The organism is Bathymodiolus japonicus methanotrophic gill symbiont (assembly GCF_019721995.1).
Classification (GTDB): domain Bacteria; phylum Pseudomonadota; class Gammaproteobacteria; order Methylococcales; family Methylomonadaceae; genus Methyloprofundus.
Map to the genome: position 1 here is coordinate 14,821 of NZ_BLYC01000009.1, position 24,188 is coordinate 39,008.

Below are 24,188 nucleotides of genomic sequence, written 5' to 3' on the forward strand. Positions count from 1 at the left end.
CTGTGGCTACCACAAATGGCTCTACGGCTATTCGGGATAAAATTTTAGCCTCCCTCGCGCGCTATCGCGCACTTCGGATTGGCAAATTTCCCTGCGTCTTCTGGAGACTATCAGCCCGTCCGGGGCTGACAGAGTTTGATATTAAAGTACGCGATATTTTTTTAAGGGAACAGAAAAATCTATGGGTCACGTCGCATCTCTAAAGAATTGAAAAAATCAGGTATTAATGCGGGACGCTATAAAGTCAGACAAGCAATGGCACGGCTAGGCCTGGAAGTACGCTACCCTAAGTAGTTAAAGTGACAACTGACAGTGATCATAACCATTCCATTTCACCGAATACGCTGAGTCGTGAATTTGAGCAGGCGCGCCATGCTACCTCACGAAATTCCGGGACTCCTGTCGCCGTAATTCGTTCACCTACGCAGCGAATAGGAGATGCTCCAGCCGCCCTGCGTCCGCCACAGACTGAGCACAAAGCAGCTCAGTCATGGCTACCACAAATGGCTCTACGGCTATTCGGGATAAAATTTTAGCATCCCTCGCGCGCTATCGCGCACTTCGGATTGGCAAATTTCCCTGCGCCTTCTGGAGGCTATCATCCCGTCCGGGGCTGACAGCGGGGGGGGTAGGCGCGCCATGCTACCTCACGAAATTCCGGGACTCCTGTCGCCGTAATTCGTTCACCTACGCAGCGAATAGGAGATGCTCCAGCCGCCCTGCGTCCGCCACAGACTGAGCACAAAGCAGCTCAGTCATGGCTGCCTCAAATGGCTCTACGGCTATTCGGGATAAAATTTTAGCCTCCCTCGCGCGCTATCGCGCACTTCGGATTGGCAAATTTCCCTGCGCCTTCTGGAGACTATCATCCCGTCCGGGGCTGACAGCGGGGGAAGAAAACCCGCGCCCGGTGTATTGCACCACTCGGATAGAGGCCACCAATATGCAAGCAATGAGTATCGTCAACACCTGAATATCATGCAAATGCAGCAGAGTATGAGTCGAAAAGGTAACTGTTGGGACAATGCGCCAACAGAACGCTTTTTCCGCAGCCTTAAGCATGAGGAGTTAAATGACCAAAACTTTAGAACCAAAGAAGCAGCAATCAATAGCATTATTGATGTGTAGCTTTTTATAACGGTAAACGTGCTCACTCAAAATTAGGTTATCAATCACCATTACAATTTGAGAGTGGATTTTATAGGAAAGTGTCTTAAACAGTGTCCGGTTTTTGTTGACCATTACACTTTCCCTGTCTCTCTGGGTGTTTAAATTGATGGTGATCACCTTTCACATGGTAAAGTACCCAGCCATCATTCTTTAACTTTTTAATAATCTCTCGACTGTTCATTGTGTGTATTCTACACACTATAAAAATTATAAACTAATTAACTGGATTCAGGAATATATTTAACGTCTTCCCAAAAACAAAAAAAGCCCAATAACGTTTCCATTATCGGGCTTTTGTGTTTAAAACGTACGAATTACTTACGAAGCACGTTTCCTAAGTCTATCCAGTGCTCTTAATTGCAACATCGCTTCGTCTAGTTGCGCCTGAGCGGTTGCATAATCAATCTTACCAGACTTATCTTCTAGTACTTCTTCTGCCTTAGCTTTTGCTTCTAATGCAGCGGCTTCATCAATATCTTTTGCTCTGATTGCAGCATCAGCGAGTACCGTCACTAAATGTGGCTGTACTTCTAATAACCCACCGGAAACAAAAAACTCATGGGTTTCTTTATCGCTTACTTTGACGCGAACTTCCCCTGGGTTTAGTTTAGATATTAATGGCGCATGACGAGGTGAAATACCTACTTCTCCCAGTTCAGCTGGTGCAAAAACCATTTCTGCAAGCCCAGAGAAAATTTCTTTCTCTGGGCTTACTATATCAACATGTACTTGCATAACCATAATGTTTCCTATTAATCAACAGATTACATTCCTTTCGCTTTCTCAACCGCTTCATCTATGGTACCCACCATATAGAAAGCCTGCTCAGGAAGTTCGTCATATTCACCATCAATAATACCTTTGAAACCCGCAATTGTATCTTTTAGTGTTACGTACTTACCTGGCGAGCCTGTAAAGACTTCAGCAACAAAGAAAGGCTGCGATAAGAAACGCTGTACTTTACGTGCTCTGGTGACGGTTAACTTATCTTCTTCAGATAATTCGTCCATTCCCAGAATCGCAATAATATCGCGTAATTCTTTATAGCGCTGCAAGATACCTTGTACACCACGAGCTACGTCATAATGATCTTGGCCAATCACTAATGGATCTAACTGGCGACTATTTGAATCCAGAGGGTCAATCGCTGGATAAATACCTAGCTCGGCAATCTGACGAGAAAGTACAACGGTGGCGTCTAAGTGAGCAAACGTTGTTGCAGGTGATGGATCGGTTAAATCATCCGCCGGTACGTAGACCGCCTGGATTGAAGTAATTGAACCTGTCTTAGTCGAAGTAATACGCTCTTGTAGTACGCCCATTTCTTCAGCTAGTGTAGGCTGGTAACCTACCGCTGATGGCATACGACCTAGTAGCGCCGATACTTCAGTTCCCGCTAGTGTATAACGGTATATATTATCCACGAAGAAGAGTACATCATTGCCTTCTTCACGGAAGTATTCCGCCATAGTTAAACCCGTAAGGGCAACACGTAATCTGTTTCCTGGTGGCTCATTCATCTGACCGTAAACTAACGATACCTTGTCAATTACGTTTGAATCTGTCATTTCGTGGTAGAAATCATTACCCTCACGAGTACGCTCTCCAACACCGGCAAATACTGAGTAACCACTGTGCTCAATCGCAATATTACGGATTAACTCCATCATATTTACGGTCTTGCCCACACCGGCACCACCGAACAGTCCAACCTTACCCCCTTTAGCAAACGGGCAAACCAGGTCGATAACCTTGATACCTGTTTCTAAAAGCTCGTTAGCCGGAGCCTGGTCTTCATAAGAAGGTGCTTCACGATGAATAACCCATTTGTCTTTTTCGCCAATAGGGCCTTTTTCATCAATAGGATTACCCAGCACGTCCATAATACGTCCTAAAGTTTTTGTTCCTACCGGCACTTTGATTGCTTCGCCAGAATTGCTAACTTCCAATCCACGGCTTAAACCATCTGTAGTACCCATGGCAATAGAGCGAACTATACCATCACCTAATTGTTGCTGAACTTCTAAAGTCAGCCCTGCACTTTCTACATTTAGTGCGTCATAAACTTTTGGTAACGCTTCCCGTGGAAATTCAACATCCACTACCGCACCAATAATTTGAACGATTTTACCCGAACTCATTGTGTCGTCCTCTTAAATACTAAATTGCTCTGCAAGCATTAAACTGCCGCAGCACCAGCAACAATTTCTGAAATTTCCTGAGTAATCGCCGCCTGTCTTGCTTTATTATAAACAAGTTGCAATTCATCAATAAGGTTCCCCGCGTTATCTGAAGCACTTTTCATTGCAACCATTCTGGCTGCCTGTTCACAGGCGTTATTCTCAACCAAGCCTTGATAAACAATGGATTCTATATAACGTGTTAAAAGATTTTCTAAAACTTCTTTGGCATCTGGCTCATATAAATAATCCCAGTGACCTTTTAGTGTGTCATCTTCTAAGTCAGTTGCTACAACAGGAAGTAATTGGCTAACGGTAGGCTCTTGTGTCATGGTGTTAACGAACTCATTGTACATAACATATAGTTCATCAATGGTGCCCACATGATAGGCATCCAGCATCACTTTAATGACACCGATAACGTCATCTAAATGTGGCGTGTCACCTAATTTAGCAGCCTGTCCAACCATATTTGTATCTAAGCGGCTAAAAAAACTTGCGCTTTTGCCACCTATCGTACAAATATCGACTTCGATATTATCACCATCCCACTGGGTTAACTGCCTTAGGGTTTTTCTGAATAAATTTGAATTCAGACCACCACATAAGCCCCGGTCAGAACTAACAATAATAACACCAATCCGCTTTACTTCACGCTCAACCAGAAAAGGGTGTTTGTACTCAGGATTAGCATGTGCCAGATGTTTAATAATCTGACTAATCTTTTTTGAGTAGGGGCGTGTTGCCTCCATCCTTTCCCTTGTCTTACGCATTTTACTTGCAGCAACCATTTCCATTGCTCGCGTGATCTTCTGAGTATTTTTAATACTCGAGATCTGGGTACGTATTTCTTTACCAACAGCCATTTGCGACCCTTTTTACCAGCTACTTGTTTTAATGAAACTTTCTATCGCAGTACGAATACCCTGCTTGATTTCATCACTAAAATCGCCTTTCTCATTAATTTTCGCCATTAGCGCAGATTGCTCTGAGCCCATGTATGACTGCAATGCATCTTCAAAATAACGGACTTTATTGACTTCTAAGTCATCCAGAAATCCTTCGTTTGCGGCATATAATGAAACAGCCATTTGCGCAACAGACATCGGTGAATACTGATCCTGCTTCATTAGCTCGGTAACGCGCTGTCCACGTTCAATTTGCTTACGTGTCGCTTCATCCAGGTCCGAGGCGAATTGAGCAAACGCTGCTAATTCACGGTATTGAGCTAAATCAAGACGAATACCACCACCTAATTTCTTGATGATTTTAGTTTGCGCTGCACCACCCACTCGAGAGACAGATAAACCCGCATTAACCGCTGGACGTATACCTGAGTTGAATAAATCAGACTCAAGGAAAATCTGTCCATCAGTAATTGAAATAACGTTGGTAGGGACGAATGCAGATACATCACCACCCTGCGTTTCAATAATAGGTAAGGCTGTTAATGAGCCCGTTTTACCTTTAACTTTACCGCCGGTTAGCTTTTCTACTTCATCCACATTAATACGTGATGCTCTTTCTAATAAACGCGAGTGGATATAGAAAACGTCTCCAGGATAGGCTTCACGGCCTGGTGGACGACGTAATAATAATGACATTTGACGATAAGCCCAGGCTTGTTTAGTCAAATCATCATAAATAATTAGCGCATCTTCGCCTTTATCTCTAAAGAACTCACCCATTGAACACCCTGTATAAGGCGCAATGAATTGTAAAGCAGCTGATTCAGAAGCCGTTGCAGAAACGATGATGGTATGATCCATCGCGCCATGCTCTTCTAATTTACGTACCAAATTGGCAACTGAAGATCGCTTTTGACCAATGGCTACATAGATACATTTAATACCTGTGCCTTTTTGATTGATAATCGCATCAATCGCAATCGCTGTTTTACCAGTCTGGCGGTCACCAATAATTAATTCGCGCTGTCCACGACCTACCGGAATCATCGAATCAATAGATTTCAAACCTAGTTGTACTGGTTGATCAACTGATTGTCTGGCAATAACGCCCGGAGCAATTTTTTCTACCGGTGATGATAGCTCCGTATCAATTTCACCTTTACCATCAATAGGATTACCTAGTGCATCTACGACACGCCCTAGTAATGCTTCACCGACGGGTACTTCTAAAATTTTACCGGTACATTTAACAATATCGCCTTCAGTGATATGCTGGTAAGCACCTAGCATTACCACACCCACAGAATCTCTTTCTAGGTTCAGAGCCATACCATAAGAGTCACCAGGGAATTCAAGCATTTCGCCCTGCATCACTTCAGACAAACCATGCACTCTTAAAATACCGTCAGTCACACTGACTACGGTACCTTCCGTATGCGCTTCGACGTTAACGTCGAAATTTTCGATCCGTTTCTTAATCAGATCACTTATTTCAGATGGATTTAATTGCATATTTTTTCTCAGTCTAAGCTGTTAGATCCTTTTAGCTAGTTGTTGAAGTTGACCACTGATTGAGCCGTCAATCACACGGTCACTTGCTTTTACTAAAAAGCCACCCATTAAAGTTTTATCAATACTTGCTGTGATATTTACTTTTTTATTGAATTTCTTTTGTAGTGATGTCGCAAAACTTTTCTCTTCTACTTTGGTTAAAGCATAAGCCGTTATCACATCAACATCGACATAACCTTCATCTTCAGCCTTATATTTCTCGAATAATTCCGCAATATGTGACACTAAATTTAACCTGCCATTTTCGATTAATAGATTAAGTAAGTTTTTAGCTTCTTCAGTGGTTTGATCCTGACAAATATCCAGCAATAGTGCCTTTAATTTATCTTCGTCAACTCGTGGGTTATTCACAATTGCAGCCAAGCTCTCGTCCTGCATAATTGCCGTTAGAAAAGCTAAAGTATCAGACCATTCCTCAGAATTGCCTGTTTCCTTTGCTCTTTTAAATACGGCTTCTGCATAGGGTCTTGCCAAAGTTGCTAGTTCACTCATTACGCTTGACCTAATTGCTCAGATACTTTGCCGAGTAGCTCTTTGTGCTTAGCTTTGTCAATTTCCTGCGATAGAATCTGTCCTGCTGCTTTTAACGCTAGCGCAGAGACTTCTTTACGCATTTGCTCTTGCGCTCTTTGCATTTCTTGGGCAATCTGCGCCTGAGCCGCTTCAAGCAACCGCTCGCCTTCTTTTTTAGCGGTATCTTTTGATTCTTCTACGATCTCATTCGCCCGCTTTTGCGCAAGATTCACTATATCAGCTGATTGTTGCTTGGCTTCTTTCAAAACGCTTGCAGCTCTTTTTGCTGCGCGTTCCATATCTTCCTGGCCTTTTTCTGCCGCTGCCAATCCTTCGGCAATTTTTTCTTTACGTTCTTCGATAGCGCCAATTAGTGGTGGCCAAATATACTTCATGGTAAACCATACCAGAAGTGTAAAGGTTATCATTTGACCGATTAGCGTAGCATTAATACTCACTAGCCTTCCTCATGTTGCGGTTAAAATAACTTACGCGAGTGTCTTATCCTGCAACCGCTTCAACAGCAGACAGGAATGGGTTAGCGAATGTGAAGAATAACGCCATACCAACACCAATCATAGTTACCGCATCCAATAGACCCGCAACAACGAACATTTTAACTTGTAACATAGGTACCATTTCTGGTTGACGAGCAGCGCCTTCAAGGAACTTACCACCCAATAGACCAAAGCCTATCGCAGTCCCCATCGCACCCATACCTAAAACCAGACCTACTGCAATAGCAGTCATACCTTGTACATCAGCAATCAACGCTGCAAGTTCCATAATACCTCCAAAAGTATTGTTATATTTAAAGTTGAATAGTTAGTGTTGTTCTTATATTAATGATCTTCATGCGCCATACTTAGGTATACGATAGTTAATACCATAAAGATAAACGCTTGCAGAGTAATAATCAGAATATGAAAGATAGCCCACGGAAAACTTAACAGTGGCTGTATATACCAGGGTAGCAAAGCGATCAGGATAAAGATCAGCTCGCCCGCATATAAATTACCAAAGAGTCGTAAAGCAAGTGAAATAGGTTTTGCTATTTCTTCAACCAGCTTTAATAGCAAGTTGAATGGCATCATCCATGGACCAAAAGGCGTACAGGTCAGCTCTTTGGCAAAACCAAAAACACCTTTAATTTTAATACTGTAAAAGATAATCAGGATAAACACACTGATTGAAAGCGCAAAGGTCGCGTTTAAATCAGTACTGGGAACCACGCGCATATATTCCATGCCCATCATGCCAGCGACCAAAGGCAATATATCGACCGGAAATAAATCCATAAAATTCCACAAGAATACCCAGACAAAAATCGTCAGTCCCAGCGGCGCAATTAGTGCGCTTTTACCATGAAAAGTATCTTTAACTTGCTGATCGACAAACTCGACCAGCATTTCAGCTATGGATTGCACTGTTCCCGGCACTCCGATAGTTGCCTTTTCAGCCGCTGTTTTGAAAAACCAGATAAATAGCGCACCTAAAACGGCAGAGAAAAACAAGGTATCTAAATGTAAAGCCCAGAAACCTTCACCTACTGACAACGGTGTTAGATGGTGGACAATATATCCTGTTGCGCCTTCCGCCGCGTGTTCTTCAGAAGCCATTTTTCCTCGCTTTCAAAATAATTAATATTTGCGTATAAATAACGCAAACCAAAAAACTGTTAATGCTGCCATATAGCCTGTTAATACAGCCATAAAATCTATTCTTGGATCCTGTAAAATCAGTGCAAATAGTATTGCTGTAAGTATTAACTTGCCAGATTCACCAGCATAAAACGCCCGGACTATTATTCTGGCTTCCTGACCATTGTGTTGCTTGATTTTACGTGCAAAATACCAGTTAGGAATTAATGCTGCTAAGCCACCATAAAAAGCAGATTTAGCACTTAAACCATCACCCAGCATAAAAAATCCTGCAATAACAAGCAAAATAATAAGTGCTTGCCCAACAAGAATCATGTTTACAACTGAGAGCTTTTGTATTTTTCTCACACAAAACCCGATAAAATAATAGAGGAATTATATCTTTCAGAACAAATTTTAGCAAGGATGGATTTTCCGGGCTTAAATATATCGCGTACAAAGCAAGCTGGTTCTTGTTCTAAGCAAGACGCTAAAGTTGGCACGCTGCAACAACTCAGCTATCAGTATTTATATCGAAGCGCGAAACGATACCATCTAATTCATCCAGACTGTTATAGCTGATAACCACAGAGCCCTGTCCATTTTGCTTATGCTTAATGGTGGTTTTAGCACCCAGAAAGTCAGTCATTGCCTCTTGCAATCGCCGTGTATCTCGGTCTATTACCCTTTCATGCCCCTGCACACTAATATGCGCGTTGTTTTCAGGCTTATCTTGTTGCGCATCGTGTACTAATTTTTCTGTCACACGTACCGACAAGCTTTCTTCCGCGACTCTTTTCGCCAGAACAATCTGCTTTTCAGGCTCCAGGCTCAATAAGGCACGCGCATGCCCCATACCTAGCATTCCTTCTGTCAGCAGACCCTTAACTTCAGACTGCAAATCATTAAGCCTCAACAAGTTTGTCACCGCAGCCCTTGACTTGCCTACTGCTTCTGCAACTTGCTGGTGGGTTAAATCAAATTCGTCTATCAACCTATGAAACGCGCCTGACTCTTCCAGAGGATTTAAGTCTTCACGCTGAATATTTTCTATCAAAGAAATTGCGATTGCGGCACGATCATCAATGTCCTTTATCAGTACGGGCACATCGGCCAAACCAGCTAACTGCCCGGCTCGCCAGCGACGCTCACCGGCAATAATTTCATAGCGGTTATAACCAACCTCTCTAACCACAATAGGCTGCACTATGCCCTGGACCTTGATCGACTCAGCAAGCTCTTGCAAGCGCTCAGGGTCTATATCTTTTCTCGGCTGGTATTTTCCGCGTTGCAGATGCTCTACAGGCAAAGTAGATGCATTATTTTTTTCCTGCTCCTTTGCACCACCTCCCAGCTCGCCCATTAAAGCACCCAGCCCCTTGCCTAATCCTCTTTTCTTTTCTGCCATAAGCTTATTTATTTTCTTTTCTAATTAACTCACCAGCCAGCGCAATATACGCAATCGCTCCACGCGAATTTTTATCATATTGCAAAACTGGCATACCGTGGCTCGGCGCTTCAGCTAGCCTTATATTTCTTGGCACACAGGTGCGAAAAATTTTATCATCAAAATATTCAAGTAACTGCTCAGAGACATCCTTTGTTAAACGACTACGATTATCAAACATAGTACGCAGGATACCTTCCAGATATAAACCTGGGTTCGCAGTTTCCTGGATATTGCGCAAACTATCCATCAGCGCCGACAAACCTTCCAGGGCATAATACTCACACTGCATAGGAACTAAAACACTATCCGCTGCAACCATGGCGTTCAAGGTCAGCATATTCAAGGAAGGCGGACAATCAATCAGAATATAATCATACACACCCCGAACCTGCTGCAATGCGCTTGCCAGACGACGCTCACGCTGAGTCATCTTCATTAGCTGCACTTCGGCCATGGTTAAATCGGCATTTCCCGCAATGACATCAAAACCCACTTCTGGCATATGAATAATTATTTCCGATATGGGCATATCTTCAATTAACAAATCACAGCTTGAATAGGCAACATTAGATTTATCAATACCACAACCCATTGCAGCGTTGCCCTGTGGATCTAGGTCAATTAACAACACTTTACGCTTAGCAACGGCTAAAGATGCAGCTAGATTTACACTCGTGGTGGTTTTACCTACGCCGCCTTTCTGATTGGTTACTGCAATTATTTTTGTCATGTTTTATTTATCCGTAGCACGCACCGCTCCGCCTCAACACCCGGGAGTACAATAGAATTCACTGTATAGTTTTGCTTAATTTTTTTTAATTCTACCTCAGGAACCTGGCCTTTCATGGCGATTAAAACACCCTCGGGCTGTAACAAATATTCGGTTAAATTTTTAATGTCATTTACACTAGCAAAAGCCCGGCTCAATACCGCGCCATATTCTCCCTCTCGTCCCAGATTTTCAGCCCGGCTGTGTACAACTTCTACATTGCTTAATTTTAATTCCAATATCACTTGCTGTACAAAGCGCGTCTTCTTGGAATTACTGTCCAGCAAAGTAAACTGCACATCAGACATAAAAATCGCAAGAGGAATACCCGGCAGACCCGCTCCCGTGCCCACATCAATAATTTTTTGCCCCGAAATATAAGGCAAGATCGACAGGCTATCCAATATATGCAAGCGCAGCATTTCATCACGATTGCGTATCGCCGTGAGATTATATGCTTTATTCCACTTCTCGATCAGACCGACAAAGGCCAGCAATAAATCCACTTGCTCCGCCGTTGCGGCTATCCCTAACTGCTCCATTCCTGCGCATAGTAGCTGACGAGCATCAACCATTTTTCTTTTTCATATAAATAAGCAACAAGGAAATAGCCGCAGGCGTAATGCCAGGTATTCTGGAAGCCAGTCCCAGCGTTTCAGGGCGCTGCGTATTGAATTTTTCTCGCACCTCATTAGATAAGCCTTTAACCAGATTAAAATCTAAATCCCCCGGAATCTGCAAATGATCATAGCGCCTTGCTTTATCAATATCCTGCTGTTGTCGTTCTATATATCCCGCATACTTCGCCTGTATCTCAACCTGCTGAGCAACCTGCTCAGTCATGCCCGACACACCTGAAAACTGCATCAACCGAATAATATCCACTTCAGGCCGGCTTAATAGACCCATTAAATTAGCCTCCTTCGATAAAGGCTTACCCCAGATTGCTGCAACCTTCTCAGCTTCTGGACTTGCTTTTCTTATCCACTTTGCTTTTAGCTGTTGCTGAAGATTAGTGATACTCGCCTGCTTTTCATTAAAAAACTGCCATTGCGCATCACTGACTAAAGCTAATTCCCGCCCCTTCTCAGTTAAGCGCAAATCAGCATTATCTTCACGCAATAATAAACGATATTCAGCACGACTGGTAAACATTCGATAAGGCTCTATGGTTCCGTTGGCAATTAAATCATCAATCATCACGCCAATATAGGCTTCATCCCGTCCCGGACACCAGCTTTCTTTATCCTGTGCTTTGCGGGCAGCATTCAACCCTGCTATCAAGCCTTGCGCTGCCGCTTCTTCATAGCCCGTTGTACCATTAATCTGCCCAGCAAAAAATAGCCCTGGCATATGTTTTGTTTCTAAAGATGTCTTTAAATCTCTGGGGTCAAAAAAATCATATTCTATCGCATAACCCGGGCGCACAATTTCCGCCTGCTCAAAACCCTGCATAGAGCGTACAAATTGATACTGCACATCAAAGGGCAAGCTGGTTGAAATACCATTTGGGTAATATTCATTGGTATTCAAGCCTTCAGGCTCGATAAAAATCTGATGCGAAGTCCGCTCGGCGAAGCGCACGACTTTATCTTCTATCGAGGGACAATAGCGCGGCCCAACACCTTCGATCTCACCGGCATACATAGGCGACCGATCCAGTCCGCCACGAATAATATCATGCGTCTGTTCATTAGTACGGGTTATATAGCACGGAACCTGCTGCGGATGATCACTGGCTTTTCCCATAAAGGAAAAAACCGGCACCGGCGTATCGCCATGCTGCTGCTCTAATTTAGAAAAATCAATCGTGCGCCTATCAATCCGTGGCGGCGTTCCAGTTTTCAAGCGAGCCACTTTAAAAGGTAGCTCGCGTAAGCGCTCCGCCAAAGCAATCGATGCGGCATCGCCTGCGCGCCCACCGGTATAGTTCTGCAGGCCGATATGAATTCTACCTCCTAGAAAAGTACCCGCCGTTAACACCACAGACTTTGCCCTGAACTGCAAACCCATTTGGGTTTCCACTCCGACCACCGCTCCAGACTCAACCAGTAAATCCGACACCACCTGCTGAAATAGCATCAGCTTTGGCTGGTTTTCCAGGGTATTTCTAATAAATTGCTTATATAACTCTCGGTCAGCCTGCCCACGGGTTGCCCGCACGGCAGGGCCTTTACTAGCATTTAATATACGAAAATGTATGCCCGCATGATCGATTGCACGCGCCATGACCCCGCCTAGCGCATCCACTTCTTTAACTAAATGTCCTTTACCGATACCCCCTACCGCAGGGTTACAACTCATTTGCCCCAAAGTTTCAATGCTTTGCGTTAATAATAGCGTTTGCGCCCCGGTGCGTGCAGCGGCCAATGCAGCTTCAGTACCCGCATGACCGCCCCCGATAATAATGACATCAAATTCTTTTGTAAATAACACAGACTTGTCTTAAAATTGATCAAACAAGTATTTTAATTTGTTCGCGGGAGTTTTGCACAAAAGAAATGATTTTATCACCAAACTAGCAGGAGCGATGCTATGAAGAAACGCAAAAAGCAACAGAAAAACAGTGCTCCAGAGGCCAGAAATCTGGTCGCTAAATATGCACATTCTTTTAACAAGGCCATTATTTTCAAAGATAAGAGTAAATATCAGCGCAAGGCGAAACACAAAAGCTTCGACCCATTTTTTATGCAATGCAGGCATTCTATAAAAAATGGGTTGCCATTTTCCGATGTCTGTTAGTTCCAGCCACTGATTACTCCAACACAGGAATATTAAAGCTTTAGCTTTTTAACTGCAATAACGAAAGAGCTATGCTATTACTCGATGTTCAAGTTTTTGATATTGAGAAGGTAAAATCAGGTATTCTGAGGTTGTTGTAATTTTATCGGTGTAAGCCCATGTTAATGAATGCCCCTGCCACCTTTATCCAAAGCTATATTGACGATTTAAATGATGCGCTCAATCAGCTAAAACCCGGAGCCGCTTTGACACGGATTCAAGCCGCTTGGTTGGGCACTTGTTTAACGTGCATACTGCTAATGAACTCTGTTTGCTGGGCTAAGTTTGAGCGAGCAAGCCTTGGAGATTGCAAAGTAGCCGCATTATCCTGGGTGTTTCGTAAAGCAAGTATACCCTGGGACTGGTTGCTACGGGTGAGTGTGGTCTTAATTTTAAAACGTTATGGCATTACTGAAGGTGTGTTGGCCTTTGATGAATCAGCCCGAGCACGATCTAAGTCTACAAAACGTATTTATAAGGTTTACAAGCAGAAACACAAAGGCTCCGGCGGGTATGTTAATGGACAAACGATAGTATTATTGCTGCTATAGACTTTCAGAAAATTAATTTCCGAACAAACAAAAACGACAGAGGGGAAACTGGCTTATAATTTTCGTCCCAACACTAACGGAAACAGTCAAAAATGGTATCCCTCACTTTTTCAAAGTCAATTGTAGACCGACTAAAAAAAAATATGGCGACAGCTCTCAAGCTAAGTAATATTCGTTTATATCGATTAACTCAAGCTCTACTCTGGTTCAGTGAATGCATGGGAATCAAAGAAATAGCACGCCTAATGGGAGTCTGTGAAAAAACCATTATAAATTGGCTGAAAACATTCATGCATAAAGGTGTCGGTTGGTTAATAGGGCAACACTATCAAGGACGTGGTCGGAAGTCAAAGTTAACTAAAGACCAGAAAAATAAATTGATGGAAAAGGCGGTAGAAGAAAAGAGTGTCGTTTTATTCGGTGATGAGGTGTCATTTGCTATGTGGGGTTCATTGGCACGAACCTGGGCTCCAATAGGAGAGCAACCCACAGTGAAAACATCAGGGATTCGAAAAGGGTTGAAAATGTTTGGTACGATCGAACTCGAAGGAGGGAGTTTTCAATACCGAGAATCATTGGCTTATGAGATAAAACCAAAGTCACTTAGACTTTTAAAAGAAGCTGGGCTGCCTCAAGAATTTTTAGCTATTCTTAAAAGCTTAAAATCGGGGAGTCGCTATTTTTGCGAAAGCTTGTTTTGGGCATCCCAGCCCAAGCAAGCAGCAAAAACTTAACGCGACCACTTATGCCTCCGGCGGCCCCGATTCGTCCTCGTCACCTCGTCCCGACCCAACAAGGGGTCGGAACATAGGCTCCAAATGACTTGACGCCGTGTCGAATGGCCTTTTATTTTGTCTCCACCTTCGCTAACGCTCAGACTCCGACAAAACAACGGCCCTACGGCTATCGCGGACTAAAAATCATCACTTCGCTTAGGCTACGTTTCCCTGATTTTCAGCGAATGAGAAATATCCAACACAGAAGCTTTTTATGGAAGCGATATATTCTATTGCCGACAACGTCTTAATCGAGAGTTATAAGCCAATGATATTACAACACGCTGAAACATCTGGGCGTTTTAATGGTGAAAGCTATGTTGAGTTTTTAACACAATTGCTGGCTTATTATAAAGGCAAGATTATTCTAATTGAAGATGGTGCCCCGTATCATGGAAGCGGTGTTATTAAGGAATTTAAGTTAGCTAATGTAGATCGTTTGACAGTAGAACGTCTCCCTGCGTTCTCGCCGGATTTTAATCCGATTGAGAAATTATGGAAAAATACGAAACGCGATTCGACTCATATGAAGTATTTTAAAACTTTTGAAGATCTTCATGATTCAGTTGTGCAAACTTTTAACACTTATATGCATGATGCCAGTAAAGTGATTTGTGTTATGCAAAAATTGCGGGAAGATTTCGTTGTTACCGCCTAAGTTTAAGCGCTCCAAATTTGGAAATTATTTATCTGAGAAACTATAGAGGTAGAATAAGGTCAGTCGAGAGCTACTTTAATTCGATTAACAAAGGCATTGATCAGATAATACGTGTACGTGGCGGCAAAGAGATTAAAGTGACTGTCAGCAGTGCACGATTAAAGGTGAGTTCTCACAGTAAAAAACGCTTTGTCATTGCCTTAAAATATGACGGTGAAAACGACTATCGCTATTTAGTGGCGACAGACCTGACTTGGCGCACACAAGATATTATTCAAGCCTATACGTTAAGATGGCTGATTGAGGTTTTCTTTGAGGACTGGAAGCTTTATGAAGGATGGGGGCGTGAGGCCAAACAATTAGATGAAGAAGGATCAAGCCGTGGCCTGATTCTGAGTCTTTTGTTTGACCATTGCCTTCTCCTTCACCCAGAGCAAATAGCCCGCATTGAAAGCAAACTACCTGCGTATACCGTAGGAAGCTTACAGCGCAAGTCTCAAATGGATGTACTGCTTGAGTTCATCACGTCATTGCTAGAGTTTCCAGATCCTGGTGATAAGCTGAAAGAGTTAGGTGAATTAATAAAGGATGTGTTTCAACTGATGCCATCAGGAAAACATATGATTGGCAGAGATTTAGGGCGCTTAGGGCCAACAGCATCATTAAAGTATTGTTCTACTGGGTGAAGGTAAGAGTTTGATGGCAATGGGATGGAAAAACTTGAACATCGAGTATTACACTCCTCTTGTGTCTCACAACGACCTACCCAGTTATTTTAACTCTGAATTTTAACTTTTTTATAACGAATAAATTATTTGCATAGAAGATGTGTTTTCTATTAGTCTCACTGATAGTGCGACCAAGCAATGTGTTGCTACTGAAATGACGGGGTACTACTAGAATTTAGAACTAATTGCGAAATCAATTAGCATAAGCCTTACGGCTTTTTTAACATAAAAAAGCCCGGAAAGCTTCCCCAGGCTCTTCTATAAAAATTTCTTACAAAGAGATAGAGCTAGAAACTTTTTGTCTACTCATATCTGGATCATCCATGCAACCAGTTCCGCCGATTAACATTAGAGAGATAGCTATTAGTGATAATACTTTTTTCATGTAATCCTCCTCAGGATAGAAATTATTATTGTTGTTTCGTACTAATTAAAAGCACGGGACAATTTATATCACGGCAATAGTTTTGATGCAACACCATTTTTTTGAATTTTATCTCTTAAGTCGTATAAGTTGACTATTAAAAACATCACGCACCATCTCATAAAACCCATAGACCATTGAAATTATTAATAATGCTATTTAATAGTTTGCAATTCCAGCTGATAATGCTTATTAGTCCAGGTTGCTGTACCTATATTTGTCCAGGCTCCAGATAAGTTCTCTTTGCGCAAATTAAACACCCACTGCTGCGGCGATTTAATTTTTTTATGCTTAATAATAAACTGCGCCTGATTTAGGTCCAGGCCTACTTTAGCTCCCCAGAATGCAGTTACTTTCATAATAAACTTACTCAATCTGTCAGTATTGATATTCGGCGTCACTGCAATATTAGCCCACATCGAATGCACTCTCCCCCAGTTCGGCGCCAACATTCGTCCCTGCTCATTAATAAACGGCAACCACTGCTCATGCCCTTGTGCATCAATATAGCTGATTGCCAGCAAATCCTCATACCCCTCAAAGTGGTCATGCAAATAAAGCGCATGTGGAGTAATACCTAAAAAGGTAGTCGATAGCATTAATACCGAATTACTCAGCAAGCGAGCCTGATTAACCAGCGGGCTTTCGATACGGGATAAATCGTAAAAGCGATATAAAAACCCATAATGAATACTGCTATTAAGCTGCAATATCACCAGCACCATAAAAATCTTGGCCATTCTGAACCTGAATTGCCGAGGCTTATGTTGCGCATAATTTTCAAAGATACGGGTATACAAATCCAGCGGATAGGATTTTTCGGCAACTGCTGGCAAACAAAATTCATAGCAGGCATTGCGCGCACGATTATCGGCAATGCGGCGGTATATTGCTCGCGCCAAATGATAAATCCCCGGCACACGCATAAGCCAAGAAAATATCGCCATATAACGCATTTTATGGAAAATCTGAATATAAGTATCAACCCCGGAATAAACCTTACCTTGCAAATCAACTGCATATAAATCCGCTAATAAAACCTGCTGATCATAGACCTGCAACTGTGGCGCAGAATCTGCCTGGGTCTGCAGATCTTTAAAAACCACGCCTTGCAATACATCAAAGTGATTAATAATTGTGGCGGTGCGATTACACAAAGGACAATCGCCATCATAAAAAACAGCTAGCGCTGACTTCTGATAGATAAACTGGTCTGCCAATGCCTGCCACCAGGAAAATGGCACCATTAGTATATACACAGCTAGCATACCCAGACCAAAGGGGTAAATATTTAGGCTAATGCTAATGCCTATATGCAAGCCCGCACCCACTAGCAAGTATATGGGACGAAAACAGCGCCGATAGAAAAAAAACATAAAGCTAAATTGAAAAACCAGTATTAGATAACCAATGAATTTTTGTAAAACCTGCTGATTCAACATCCACGATAAATCCAGTGCCGACACATAATAGGGCATGGTAGATGGCAGCCACGCACCTAGGCCATTAAGCCAGTGCGGTGCAAATAATTTATGAATTGCCGAATCCAGATATAAAAAGCCCAGGCAAATCAGCACCGGAAACAATAAACTCAATGCACTACAGGTTTTAGGCAGTGCAGGCTGATGCTGAAATTTGAATTGCAATTTATAAACTAAATTGTCAATAGATACGGCTCGCCCTATCGGCATAAAGATCAGGAAAAAGCCGATACCGACCATAAATAAATCAAAGCCTCCATCAAAATCCCGCTGCATGGGCGTGAAATTAACGAAGACTATCCAGAAAATATAGTTTGCAATAATGGTTGTTTGCGTTTTATATCCCAGGATAATGCAGCCAGCAACTATCGCCCACAAGCCCAGAAACAACGGGATCATCGGGAACTCTACATCTATATAAGGGACAGGGTCAAAGATAAGATGATTAAAATAGAGTAGGAATATTACTTCCTGGAGCACAACCATGCCATAGAGAATACGAAACATGCCAATGATAAAGGCAGGAGCTCGGCGCCGATGATAGCGCTCAATAATTTGTGAAACCATGCTTAGCATTTGATACTCGCCTATCGGTAATAAGAGTACAAATTATAATGGAATTTTACTCACAGGGTCATCAGTGTTCCCATTGAAAGAAGAAGTACCTAAACAAAGCAGCCTATAACCTACCTGAAGGTAGCACCACTCGAATATTTCCATCTTTTTGATTTTAATCACTTATACAGGCGCGCCATGCTACCTCACGAAATTCCGGGACTCCTGTCGCCATAATTCGTTCACCTACGCAGCGGATGGGAGATGCCCTGAACGCCCTGCGTCCGCAACGACTACGCACAAAAGCCGCTTCGTCATTACTACCTCACTGGCTGGACGGCCATTCGGAATGCAATTCTTGCTCCTCTCGCGTGCTGCTAGCACACGTCGAATCAGCGAATTGCCCTGTCGCCTATCAGGGACTAAAAATCACCACTTCGCTAAGCTCCGTTTCCATGATTTTCAGCGAACGAGATCGTTTTGTGAATCCATTGTTTTTCCAGGCAAGAATATCTCGTATCAGCTCGTATACCATTCGAGCAGTTCAAAACGCAATAATAACAGGAATGTCTTTACAGTGCTTTATGAGCTCTCTTGTGGCGAGGTTAGTTTCACGGCCTCAATTGATAGGGGAACACTGATGCACAGGGTAGTAAAGACACAACAACCTGCGTTCGCTTTCGCAAAAATAAATAGCAGGGGCGGGGAAACTAAAGATGTAAAGTACTGTGACAGCGCGTGACTAGAACAGGCATAAATGGGAGCCTTCAAAACCTGCGACTAGAATTTACATGTTAAAAAGTGACAGCCATAAAAAACCCGCAAGTTAAGAAACTCACAGGTTTTATAGTAAGTAATGCTAAAAAGCTTTTTACTTATTCGTCGTCTTCATGCTCTGCGAAAACCCACTTTACGAAGAAATAACCTGCAGCGATAACTACTGCAGCGATAGCCATACCTTCTGGCTCTTTTAACATTTCAGTAACGTCTAATATTGCACCCATGAGTGTTCTACCTTCTTGTGATTTATTAATAGTTATTACGTCAAAATATGACAGTAAATGAACGTTATATGATACGGAATGATTTTTTGAAGTCAAGAATTTCTTACTATTCCACAGCAACAATCTTGTTTCAGTTTTCTACTTTGAACCTTAAGACGTAGTCGCTAATCTTGTCAGGCTGCTATATTTTTTCCTGATAAATTGTCATAATAATGTTTAGATGTTTATAATACTAGTTGCTTTGAAACTGTGTCGTCAGCATTACACAGAATAAAAATAATTTAGTAGGATTCGGGTTTAAAAAATAACAAAAACACAAGGGGATAATAATGTTTGGTGGCGTATTAACAATTTTGATTGCAATCTGGATATATAGAACAACAGTGCGCGCAAAAGCAGGTAACGTCCTATACTGGACAGCAGGTGCAGCGGTATTATTTATTGTTGTGCAGGTACTGTTTTATAATTTAAATATATTTATTATTGATGGTTTTGGCAATGATATAGGTGGTGAATATGAGCGCGATCTAACCGACATTGGCGACCGAGTAACAAGCAGTGGTGGTAGTGGCGGTCTTCAAGAAGGCTTCTTTGGCTCCGTATTAGGTATTCTATTTGAACTTTTGCCTCTGCTTATGGGCTGGTTAAGCGTTGCCTTTGTTAGAACAAAGTACATTTTAAAAGAGGATTTAAACGTTGCAAATCTTGTCAGTGGCATATCTGATGTTTTTGTCGGCATTATAAACAGCTTCAAGACATCTGACTAAGCTTCACACATAGCGTATAACAAAAAAGCCCAGTTTCTAGCTGGGCTTTTTACTTTTAAGCATAAAGAGTGCATGTATCGAAAACACGACTTAAAGAATAAGCGATACAATGGAGAGCAATATTACGATAAACAGTACTGTCGCAATTGCACCAACAACCAGATAACTAGTTAATGAACCCTGTTCAAAATCTCTCTCACGATTTGCGTTACTTTGCACACCAATAGCCGCTGCTAATACGCTTTGAATAACTTGTTTAAGTGTAGGCTTAAACATGAACCCTCCATACATATAGAGTAACTGAAGTTTCCCAATAATTATTTATGGTAAAATTGAAACCATGCTACAACTATATGAAGAAAATAGTCTTTTCATTCGTTTCAAATGCTATTGCCTAAGGGGAATTAAGTAGGGGTTTGCTATAAACATGGCAAAACCACATAAAACAAACCTCGATACACCAGCATTGTGTATTTCAGCTACTCAATAATTGGGAAACTTCAGTAGAGTAATATTATCAACGTTACTTAGTAAACCATCTTTAGCCTTAGCAAGCAAACCTAATAGCTACAACGTCAAGTGATCCACATGAATAAAAAAGAATTTTTAACCCAGCAACTTGCTCAACGCATTTTATTTTTAGACGGCGCAATGGGCACTATGATTCAGGACTACCATCTGGAAGAACAAGACTATAGAGGGGAGCGCTTTAAAGATTGGGATTCTGATTTAAAAGGTAATAATGATTTACTGTCGCTGACTCAGCCAGATATTATCAAAGCGATTCACAAGGCTTATCTGGATGCTGGTTGCGATATTATCGAAACCAACACCTTTAACGCCACAACTATTGCAATGGCTGACTACAATATGCAGTCACTGGCGTATGAGATTAATTTTGAGTCAGCAAAAATTGCAAAACAGGCGGCAGAAGAAGCAACCAGGGAAACACCCGACAAACCTCGTTTTGTAGCTGGCACATTGGGTCCAACCAATAGAACGGCCTCGATGTCACCTGATGTCAATGCGCCTGCGTTTCGCAATATCAGCTTTGATGCATTAGTAGAGGCGTATAGCGAAGCCGTAAAAGGGCTGGTTGACGGTGGCACCGATATCTTATTGATTGAAACCGTATTTGATACACTCAATGCTAAAGCCGCAATTTTTGCTATCGACAGCTATTTTGGAGAGCATAATATCGAATTACCGGTAATGATTTCTGGCACCATTACCGATGCGTCAGGCCGTACACTATCCGGTCAAACTGCGCTTGCATTCTGGAACTCACTTAACCATATAAACCCCATATCCATTGGCTTTAACTGTGCATTAGGTGCACAGAAAATGCGCCAATACGTGGAGGAGTTAGCAGACCATGCAAATACTTATGTCTCAGCTCACCCCAATGCAGGCCTGCCCAATGAATTTGGTGAATATGATGAATTGCCAGAAGATATGGCGGCAGAAATTGCCGACTGGGCAAAAAATGGTTATCTAAATATTATTGGCGGCTGCTGTGGCACCTCTCCTGAATATATTAAAGCAATTATTGATGCAGTAAGCCCTTATGCGCCCCGAAAAATACCCGAGATCGGAACGCGCTGCCAGCTTGCAGGACTTGAGCCTTTTTCCATAGACAGTGACTCGTTATTTGTTAATGTGGGCGAACGTACTAACGTCACAGGTTCTGCACGCTTTAAACGACTAATTGTTGAAGAAGATTACGACACTGCACTGGATGTCGCGCGCGAGCAAGTGGTTAATGGTGCGCAAATCATCGATATCAACATGGATGAAGGCATGCTGGAATCCAAAGAAGCAATGGTGCATTTTCTTAACCTAATCGCTTCCGAGCCGGATATCTCCAAAGTCCCTATTATGATCGACTCATCTAAGTGGGAAATTATTGAGGCCGGATTAAAGTGCATACAGGGAAAAGGGATTGTTAATTCCATTTCTATGAAAGAAGGGGTAGACAACTTTATTCAGCAGGCAAAACTTGTCCGCCGATATGGTGCAGCAGTTATCGTCATGGCCTTTGACGAACAAGGACAAGCCGATACCTTTGATAAAAAAGTCGATATCTGTCAGCGTGCCTATAAAATTCTGATCGAGCAAGTGGGCTTCCCCCCTGAGGATATTATTTTCGACCCTAATATCTTTGCTATCGCAACCGGCATAGAAGAACATAATAATTATGGCGTAGACTTTATCGAAGCAACACGTGAAATCAAACGCACTTGCCCTCATGCGATGATTTCAGGCGGCGTATCCAATGTTTCCTTTTCCTTTCGCGGAAATAACCTGGTACGTGAAGCCATTCATGCCGTATTTCTTTACCATGCAGTGCAAGCAGGCATGGACATGGGGATTGTCAATGCTGGACAGCTCGCTATCTACGCGGATATTCCTGATGAATTACGCAATGCCGTCGAAGACGTCGTGCTTAACCGCGATGCTGAAGGCACTGATAAACTTCTGGAAGTCGCTGAAAAATATCGTGGTGATGCCGCTGTTAATAAGGTCGAAGACCTGGAATGGCGTAATCTGCCGGTGAATAAACGCCTAGAACATGCTTTAGTCAAAGGCATTACCGACTTTATCATCGAAGATACTGAAGAGGCTCGCCTACAAGCCGAAAAAACCCTACATGTAATCGAAGGCCCCCTCATGGATGGTATGAATGTTGTAGGAGACTTGTTCGGCGCAGGAAAAATGTTTTTACCTCAAGTAGTAAAATCTGCACGGGTAATGAAAAAATCTGTGGCCTATTTAATGCCATTTATGGAAGCCGAAAAATCAGGTGATATTCAGAGCAACGGTAAAATTCTGATGGCAACTGTAAAAGGAGATGTACATGATATTGGTAAAAATATCGTTGGCGTAGTTTTACAGTGCAATAACTATGATGTGATTGATATAGGCGTAATGGTGCCTACACCGCAAATACTACAAGTAGCCAAAGAGAAAAATGTTGATATTATCGGCTTAAGCGGACTGATTACGCCCTCACTGGAAGAAATGGTGCATGTGGCTAAAGAAATGCAACGCCTTAACTTCACCGCTCCTCTATTAATTGGCGGCGCCACCACTTCACGCGCACATACTGCGGTTAAAATTGAAGAGCATTACTCGGGTGCAACCATCTATGTACCTGATGCCTCCCGCGCGGTAGGTGTTGCCTCTAATTTATTGAGTGACGAGCATAGAGATGCTTATGTTAAAGGTATCAAAGAGGAATACGAGGTCGTACGTGAACGTCATAAAGGCCGTAAGGCAAAAACCAAGCAGCATAACCTACAGGCTGCTCGCGCTAATAAATTTATCTGGAAAAATCACAGCCCGATACCGCCTAAAAAATTAGGTGTCGAAGTCATCGACCATTTCCCGCTGGAAAAACTAGTGGATTATATAGACTGGACCCCTTTTTTCCAGACTTGGGAATTAGCCGGGAAATACCCAAAGATTCTGGAAGATGAACTGGTAGGCAAACATGCGCGTAATTTATTTACAGATGCGCAACAAATGCTTAAGCAAATCATTGCTGAACAGTGGCTAGAGGCAAAAGCAGTAATTGGCTTTTTCCCTGCGAATAGCGACGGTGATGATATTATTCTTTATACAGATGAATCACGTAACCAACAGTTAGACGTTTTGCATCACTTACGTCAACAAAATATTAAAGCCCCGGGGCGACCTAATTACTGTTTGTCTGACTTTATTGCGCCTGTAGAGAGTGGCCTAGAAGACTATATAGGCGGCTTTGCCGTGACTGCTGGCATAGGCATAGAAGAAAAATTGACCGAATTTGAAAAAGACCATGACGACTATAACTCCATTATGCTCAAAGCCCTGGCTGACCGCTTGGCAGAGGCATTAGCTGAATACATGCACCTTGAGGTACGTAAAAATCACTGGGGTTATGTTGATGATGAACAGATGAGTAATGAGCAGCTAATTAAAGAGTCTTATAAAGGCATACGCCCAGCACCGGGTTATCCTGCCTGCCCAGACCATACAGAGAAAGCAAAACTATTTGAACTACTGGATGTAAAGGCCAATACAACGATTGAATTAACCGACAGTTTCGCCATGTATCCCACAGCGGCAGTAAGTGGCTGGTACTTTGCTCATCCTGATTCGCAATATTTTAATGTCGGAAAAATCACCCCCGAGCAACTGGAAGATTATGCTAAACGCAAAGGATTAACTATAGAAGCAGCAGAGCGCTGGCTGGCTTCGCATTTGCATTAACACAGGC

General features: G+C 42.5%; 34 protein-coding genes. 15 read left to right on the forward strand and 19 right to left on the reverse strand.

Annotation, left to right across the window (positions count from 1 at the left end; translation table 11 throughout):
- Window positions 1–2 precede the first annotated feature (2 nt).
- Complete coding sequence (locus K6984_RS13460; protein WP_221896007.1) at window positions 3–203, forward strand: hypothetical protein; 201 nt, start codon at window positions 3–5, stop codon at window positions 201–203.
- Between the two features lie 4 nt (window positions 204–207).
- Window positions 208–294: a hypothetical protein gene (locus K6984_RS36205; protein ID WP_420831671.1), complete on the forward strand. Its 87-nt coding sequence runs from the start codon at window positions 208–210 to the stop codon at window positions 292–294.
- Window positions 295–316: 22 nt separating this feature from the next.
- Here the strand turns inward: K6984_RS36205 and K6984_RS13470 are convergent, their stop codons facing one another.
- On the reverse strand, window positions 317–478 hold the full coding sequence (locus K6984_RS13470) for a hypothetical protein (protein WP_221896008.1): 162 nt from the start codon (window positions 476–478) through the stop codon (window positions 317–319).
- A 12-nt stretch (window positions 479–490) separates the two neighbouring features.
- Between K6984_RS13470 and K6984_RS13475 the strand changes: the two genes are divergently transcribed.
- Genes K6984_RS13475 through K6984_RS36210 form a run of 3 tightly spaced genes read left to right on the forward strand, consistent with a single transcriptional unit; the run spans window position 491 to window position 1,128 of the window.
- Window positions 491–739, forward strand: a complete 249-nt coding sequence (locus tag K6984_RS13475) for a hypothetical protein (protein WP_221896009.1) — start codon at window positions 491–493, stop codon at window positions 737–739.
- 18 nt (window positions 740–757) lie between these two features.
- Window positions 758–973: a hypothetical protein gene (locus tag K6984_RS13480; protein WP_221896010.1), complete on the forward strand. Its 216-nt coding sequence runs from the start codon at window positions 758–760 to the stop codon at window positions 971–973.
- Window positions 974–996: 23 nt separating this feature from the next.
- The gene (locus K6984_RS36210; RefSeq protein ID WP_420831666.1) at window positions 997–1,128 is read left to right on the forward strand and encodes a hypothetical protein; all 132 of its coding nucleotides are present in this window, start codon (window positions 997–999) and stop codon (window positions 1,126–1,128) included.
- Window positions 1,129–1,213: 85 nt separating this feature from the next.
- Here K6984_RS36210 and K6984_RS13485 read toward each other — a convergent pair whose 3' ends face one another.
- The 14 genes from K6984_RS13485 to mnmG form a co-directional block, all read right to left on the reverse strand.
- The gene (locus K6984_RS13485; RefSeq protein ID WP_221896011.1) at window positions 1,214–1,351 is read right to left on the reverse strand and encodes a type II toxin-antitoxin system HicA family toxin; all 138 of its coding nucleotides are present in this window, start codon (window positions 1,349–1,351) and stop codon (window positions 1,214–1,216) included.
- A 137-nt stretch (window positions 1,352–1,488) separates the two neighbouring features.
- Window positions 1,489–1,911 (reverse strand): F0F1 ATP synthase subunit epsilon, encoded by a 423-nt coding sequence (locus K6984_RS13490; RefSeq protein ID WP_221896012.1) that lies wholly within the window; start codon window positions 1,909–1,911, stop codon window positions 1,489–1,491.
- A gap of 23 nt (window positions 1,912–1,934) precedes the next feature.
- Window positions 1,935–3,311, reverse strand: a complete 1,377-nt coding sequence (gene atpD, locus K6984_RS13495) for a F0F1 ATP synthase subunit beta (protein ID WP_221896013.1) — start codon at window positions 3,309–3,311, stop codon at window positions 1,935–1,937.
- A gap of 38 nt (window positions 3,312–3,349) precedes the next feature.
- On the reverse strand, window positions 3,350–4,216 hold the full coding sequence (gene atpG, locus K6984_RS13500) for a F0F1 ATP synthase subunit gamma (protein WP_221896014.1): 867 nt from the start codon (window positions 4,214–4,216) through the stop codon (window positions 3,350–3,352).
- Window positions 4,217–4,228: 12 nt separating this feature from the next.
- Window positions 4,229–5,770 (reverse strand): F0F1 ATP synthase subunit alpha, encoded by a 1,542-nt coding sequence (gene atpA / locus K6984_RS13505; protein ID WP_221896015.1) that lies wholly within the window; start codon window positions 5,768–5,770, stop codon window positions 4,229–4,231.
- Window positions 5,771–5,791: 21 nt separating this feature from the next.
- The gene (locus tag K6984_RS13510; protein WP_221896016.1) at window positions 5,792–6,322 is read right to left on the reverse strand and encodes a F0F1 ATP synthase subunit delta; all 531 of its coding nucleotides are present in this window, start codon (window positions 6,320–6,322) and stop codon (window positions 5,792–5,794) included.
- Entirely contained in the window at window positions 6,322–6,801 is a 480-nt protein-coding gene (locus K6984_RS13515) for a F0F1 ATP synthase subunit B (RefSeq protein WP_221896017.1), read from the reverse strand. Before K6984_RS13515 ends, K6984_RS13510 begins: the two co-directional genes overlap by 1 nt.
- Before the next feature lie 43 nt (window positions 6,802–6,844).
- Window positions 6,845–7,129 carry a F0F1 ATP synthase subunit C gene (gene atpE / locus K6984_RS13520; protein WP_147635930.1) on the reverse strand — a complete coding sequence of 95 codons (285 nt, stop codon included), beginning with the start codon at window positions 7,127–7,129 and terminating at the stop codon, window positions 6,845–6,847.
- Window positions 7,130–7,185: 56 nt separating this feature from the next.
- Window positions 7,186–7,962, reverse strand: coding sequence for a F0F1 ATP synthase subunit A (atpB, locus tag K6984_RS13525; RefSeq protein WP_221896018.1), 777 nt, complete (start codon window positions 7,960–7,962; stop codon window positions 7,186–7,188).
- Window positions 7,963–7,983: 21 nt separating this feature from the next.
- On the reverse strand, window positions 7,984–8,352 hold the full coding sequence (locus tag K6984_RS13530) for an ATP synthase subunit I (RefSeq protein ID WP_230988073.1): 369 nt from the start codon (window positions 8,350–8,352) through the stop codon (window positions 7,984–7,986).
- Between the two features lie 145 nt (window positions 8,353–8,497).
- Window positions 8,498–9,391, reverse strand: a complete 894-nt coding sequence (locus tag K6984_RS13535) for a ParB/RepB/Spo0J family partition protein (protein WP_221896019.1) — start codon at window positions 9,389–9,391, stop codon at window positions 8,498–8,500.
- A 4-nt stretch (window positions 9,392–9,395) separates the two neighbouring features.
- Window positions 9,396–10,163, reverse strand: coding sequence for a ParA family protein (locus K6984_RS13540; RefSeq protein WP_221896020.1), 768 nt, complete (start codon window positions 10,161–10,163; stop codon window positions 9,396–9,398).
- Complete coding sequence (gene rsmG, locus K6984_RS13545; protein WP_221896021.1) at window positions 10,160–10,777, reverse strand: 16S rRNA (guanine(527)-N(7))-methyltransferase RsmG; 618 nt, start codon at window positions 10,775–10,777, stop codon at window positions 10,160–10,162. The genes K6984_RS13540 and rsmG overlap by 4 nt, the downstream gene beginning before the upstream one ends.
- Window positions 10,770–12,638 (reverse strand): tRNA uridine-5-carboxymethylaminomethyl(34) synthesis enzyme MnmG, encoded by a 1,869-nt coding sequence (gene mnmG, locus K6984_RS13550; protein ID WP_221896022.1) that lies wholly within the window; start codon window positions 12,636–12,638, stop codon window positions 10,770–10,772. Before mnmG ends, rsmG begins: the two co-directional genes overlap by 8 nt.
- A gap of 99 nt (window positions 12,639–12,737) precedes the next feature.
- Between mnmG and K6984_RS36215 the strand changes: the two genes are divergently transcribed.
- From K6984_RS36215 to K6984_RS13575, 7 genes are all read left to right on the forward strand, one after another.
- Window positions 12,738–12,944, forward strand: a complete 207-nt coding sequence (locus tag K6984_RS36215; protein WP_420831667.1) for a DUF7230 family protein — start codon at window positions 12,738–12,740, stop codon at window positions 12,942–12,944.
- Window positions 12,945–13,102: 158 nt separating this feature from the next.
- Window positions 13,103–13,534, forward strand: a complete 432-nt coding sequence (locus K6984_RS13555; RefSeq protein WP_221896023.1) for a hypothetical protein — start codon at window positions 13,103–13,105, stop codon at window positions 13,532–13,534.
- 92 nt (window positions 13,535–13,626) lie between these two features.
- Window positions 13,627–14,268, forward strand: a complete 642-nt coding sequence (locus K6984_RS13560; protein ID WP_221896024.1) for a helix-turn-helix domain-containing protein — start codon at window positions 13,627–13,629, stop codon at window positions 14,266–14,268.
- Window positions 14,217–14,345 (forward strand): hypothetical protein, encoded by a 129-nt coding sequence (locus K6984_RS33485; protein ID WP_263458596.1) that lies wholly within the window; start codon window positions 14,217–14,219, stop codon window positions 14,343–14,345. The genes K6984_RS13560 and K6984_RS33485 overlap by 52 nt, the downstream gene beginning before the upstream one ends.
- Window positions 14,346–14,372: 27 nt before the next feature.
- Window positions 14,373–14,561 carry a hypothetical protein gene (locus K6984_RS13565; protein ID WP_221896025.1) on the forward strand — a complete coding sequence of 63 codons (189 nt, stop codon included), beginning with the start codon at window positions 14,373–14,375 and terminating at the stop codon, window positions 14,559–14,561.
- Window positions 14,525–14,968, forward strand: coding sequence for a transposase (locus K6984_RS13570; RefSeq protein ID WP_221896026.1), 444 nt, complete (start codon window positions 14,525–14,527; stop codon window positions 14,966–14,968). Before K6984_RS13565 ends, K6984_RS13570 begins: the two co-directional genes overlap by 37 nt.
- Window positions 14,969–14,985: 17 nt before the next feature.
- A complete protein-coding gene (locus K6984_RS13575; RefSeq protein WP_221896027.1) occupies window positions 14,986–15,654 on the forward strand; it encodes a hypothetical protein in 669 nt (222 codons plus the stop codon).
- 621 nt (window positions 15,655–16,275) lie between these two features.
- On the opposite strand, the gene K6984_RS13580 is transcribed toward K6984_RS13575, so the two are convergent.
- Both K6984_RS13580 and K6984_RS33490 read right to left on the reverse strand, forming a co-directional pair.
- Window positions 16,276–18,168: a DCC1-like thiol-disulfide oxidoreductase family protein gene (locus tag K6984_RS13580; protein ID WP_230988074.1), complete on the reverse strand. Its 1,893-nt coding sequence runs from the start codon at window positions 18,166–18,168 to the stop codon at window positions 16,276–16,278.
- Between the two features lie 163 nt (window positions 18,169–18,331).
- Window positions 18,332–18,457 (reverse strand): hypothetical protein, encoded by a 126-nt coding sequence (locus tag K6984_RS33490; RefSeq protein ID WP_263458752.1) that lies wholly within the window; start codon window positions 18,455–18,457, stop codon window positions 18,332–18,334.
- Between K6984_RS33490 and K6984_RS13585 the strand changes: the two genes are divergently transcribed.
- Complete coding sequence (locus K6984_RS13585; protein ID WP_221896029.1) at window positions 18,414–18,797, forward strand: hypothetical protein; 384 nt, start codon at window positions 18,414–18,416, stop codon at window positions 18,795–18,797. The genes K6984_RS33490 and K6984_RS13585 overlap by 44 nt on opposite strands.
- A 234-nt stretch (window positions 18,798–19,031) precedes the next feature.
- Here K6984_RS13585 and K6984_RS13590 read toward each other — a convergent pair whose 3' ends face one another.
- Window positions 19,032–19,256, reverse strand: coding sequence for a hypothetical protein (locus K6984_RS13590; RefSeq protein WP_221896143.1), 225 nt, complete (start codon window positions 19,254–19,256; stop codon window positions 19,032–19,034).
- 233 nt (window positions 19,257–19,489) lie between these two features.
- On the opposite strand from K6984_RS13590, the gene K6984_RS13595 reads away from it, so the two are divergent.
- Window positions 19,490–19,927: a hypothetical protein gene (locus tag K6984_RS13595; RefSeq protein ID WP_221896030.1), complete on the forward strand. Its 438-nt coding sequence runs from the start codon at window positions 19,490–19,492 to the stop codon at window positions 19,925–19,927.
- A 90-nt stretch (window positions 19,928–20,017) separates the two neighbouring features.
- On the opposite strand, the gene K6984_RS13600 is transcribed toward K6984_RS13595, so the two are convergent.
- Complete coding sequence (locus K6984_RS13600; protein ID WP_221896031.1) at window positions 20,018–20,203, reverse strand: DUF2970 domain-containing protein; 186 nt, start codon at window positions 20,201–20,203, stop codon at window positions 20,018–20,020.
- A 312-nt stretch (window positions 20,204–20,515) separates the two neighbouring features.
- Here K6984_RS13600 and metH point away from each other — a divergent pair, with 312 nt between their 5' ends.
- Window positions 20,516–24,181, forward strand: coding sequence for a methionine synthase (gene metH / locus K6984_RS13605; protein WP_221896032.1), 3,666 nt, complete (start codon window positions 20,516–20,518; stop codon window positions 24,179–24,181).
- Window positions 24,182–24,188 lie beyond the last annotated feature (7 nt).

Excerpts from the sequence above, each read along its gene's own strand:
- K6984_RS13555 (WP_221896023.1), top strand. The coding sequence starts at position 13,103 with ATGTTAATGAATGCCCCTGCCACCTTTATCCAAAGCTATATTGACGAT.
- K6984_RS13510 (WP_221896016.1), bottom strand. The coding sequence starts at position 6,322 with ATGAGTGAACTAGCAACTTTGGCAAGACCCTATGCAGAAGCCGTATTT.
- rsmG (WP_221896021.1), bottom strand. The coding sequence starts at position 10,777 with ATGGTTGATGCTCGTCAGCTACTATGCGCAGGAATGGAGCAGTTAGGG.
- atpB (WP_221896018.1), bottom strand. The coding sequence starts at position 7,962 with ATGGCTTCTGAAGAACACGCGGCGGAAGGCGCAACAGGATATATTGTC.
- atpE (WP_147635930.1), bottom strand. The coding sequence starts at position 7,129 with ATGGAACTTGCAGCGTTGATTGCTGATGTACAAGGTATGACTGCTATT.
- K6984_RS13600 (WP_221896031.1), bottom strand. The coding sequence starts at position 20,203 with ATGTTTAAGCCTACACTTAAACAAGTTATTCAAAGCGTATTAGCAGCG.
- K6984_RS13490 (WP_221896012.1), bottom strand. The coding sequence starts at position 1,911 with ATGGTTATGCAAGTACATGTTGATATAGTAAGCCCAGAGAAAGAAATT.
- K6984_RS13565 (WP_221896025.1), top strand. The coding sequence starts at position 14,373 with ATGGCCTTTTATTTTGTCTCCACCTTCGCTAACGCTCAGACTCCGACA.
- metH (WP_221896032.1), top strand. The coding sequence starts at position 20,516 with ATGAATAAAAAAGAATTTTTAACCCAGCAACTTGCTCAACGCATTTTA.
- K6984_RS13595 (WP_221896030.1), top strand. The coding sequence starts at position 19,490 with ATGTTTGGTGGCGTATTAACAATTTTGATTGCAATCTGGATATATAGA.
- K6984_RS36215 (WP_420831667.1), top strand. The coding sequence starts at position 12,738 with ATGAAGAAACGCAAAAAGCAACAGAAAAACAGTGCTCCAGAGGCCAGA.
- K6984_RS13485 (WP_221896011.1), bottom strand. The coding sequence starts at position 1,351 with ATGAACAGTCGAGAGATTATTAAAAAGTTAAAGAATGATGGCTGGGTA.
- atpA (WP_221896015.1), bottom strand. The coding sequence starts at position 5,770 with ATGCAATTAAATCCATCTGAAATAAGTGATCTGATTAAGAAACGGATC.
- K6984_RS13475 (WP_221896009.1), top strand. The coding sequence starts at position 491 with ATGGCTACCACAAATGGCTCTACGGCTATTCGGGATAAAATTTTAGCA.
- K6984_RS13535 (WP_221896019.1), bottom strand. The coding sequence starts at position 9,391 with ATGGCAGAAAAGAAAAGAGGATTAGGCAAGGGGCTGGGTGCTTTAATG.
- K6984_RS13585 (WP_221896029.1), top strand. The coding sequence starts at position 18,414 with ATGGGAGATGCCCTGAACGCCCTGCGTCCGCAACGACTACGCACAAAA.
- atpD (WP_221896013.1), bottom strand. The coding sequence starts at position 3,311 with ATGAGTTCGGGTAAAATCGTTCAAATTATTGGTGCGGTAGTGGATGTT.
- atpG (WP_221896014.1), bottom strand. The coding sequence starts at position 4,216 with ATGGCTGTTGGTAAAGAAATACGTACCCAGATCTCGAGTATTAAAAAT.
- K6984_RS13580 (WP_230988074.1), bottom strand. The coding sequence starts at position 18,168 with ATGGTTTCACAAATTATTGAGCGCTATCATCGGCGCCGAGCTCCTGCC.
- K6984_RS13560 (WP_221896024.1), top strand. The coding sequence starts at position 13,627 with ATGGTATCCCTCACTTTTTCAAAGTCAATTGTAGACCGACTAAAAAAA.
- K6984_RS13540 (WP_221896020.1), bottom strand. The coding sequence starts at position 10,163 with ATGACAAAAATAATTGCAGTAACCAATCAGAAAGGCGGCGTAGGTAAA.
- K6984_RS13480 (WP_221896010.1), top strand. The coding sequence starts at position 758 with ATGGCTGCCTCAAATGGCTCTACGGCTATTCGGGATAAAATTTTAGCC.
- K6984_RS13570 (WP_221896026.1), top strand. The coding sequence starts at position 14,525 with ATGGAAGCGATATATTCTATTGCCGACAACGTCTTAATCGAGAGTTAT.
- K6984_RS36210 (WP_420831666.1), top strand. The coding sequence starts at position 997 with ATGAGTCGAAAAGGTAACTGTTGGGACAATGCGCCAACAGAACGCTTT.